The sequence below is a fragment of the Peribacillus sp. P4_C12 genome, assembly GCF_056402095.1.
Genome location: NZ_JBFUIB010001068.1, coordinates 1 through 743 on the forward strand (window position 1 = coordinate 1; position 743 = coordinate 743).

The 743-nt window shown below is 44.8% G+C and carries 1 protein-coding gene; it reads left to right on the forward strand.

What is annotated here, in order from left to right; translation table 11 throughout:
- Nucleotides 1-743, forward strand: a 743-nt coding sequence (locus AC1DUW_RS31330) for a class I adenylate-forming enzyme family protein (protein WP_477644512.1), incomplete at both ends; no start/stop codon positions are given.

The following is a 743-nucleotide window of genomic DNA, read 5'->3' on the forward strand; positions in this document are numbered from 1 at the left end:
ATATGAAGGTATTGCACAAGAGTTGCTCCCAAGAAACTCTCAATTAGACACCGTACTGGTAGTGGGCGGTGCGTCCAATGAAATTATGGAAGGGTATGTAGATTTTCTTACTTCAGGCTGTGATGCGGAACCGGACATTGAGGTTCATGAGAAAGATACTTTCTATTTGGGCTACACTTCCGGTACGACCGGAAAGCCAAAAGGAGTGGTCATTTCCCATCGGTCCCGAATACTGACAGGAATGGCGGCAGCTTATGAATACAAGATTGGCGAATCAGATATTCACCTTGTTGCAGGGCCCATTTATCATGCAGCCCCTTGGATTTTTCTTGTCATGCAGCTGCTCGTGGGTGGCACCCTTGTCATTCATGAATCATTTAATGCAGAACATGTGCTTGAAGACATTGAGCGATACCAGATAACAAACACGTTCCTTGCACCAACGATGTACAATTTCCTGATCAACACGAAGGAAGAAATAAAAGCAAAGCATGACATCTCCCCTATGCGTGTGTTGGTTTCAGCAGGCTCGCCGCTGCCGACACAAACAAAACTGGATATTCTGGAATTTTTCAAAAATGCCGATTTGAACGAATTTTACGGTTCGACTGAAAGTGCGATTACACTGAACATTAAACCAGGTGACATTCGCCGGAAGGAACGTTCAGTGGGACATCCTTTCCCTCTTGTGGAATGTTTAATTTTGGATGACGAGAAGAACCCGATTTCGAACGGTGAAGTAG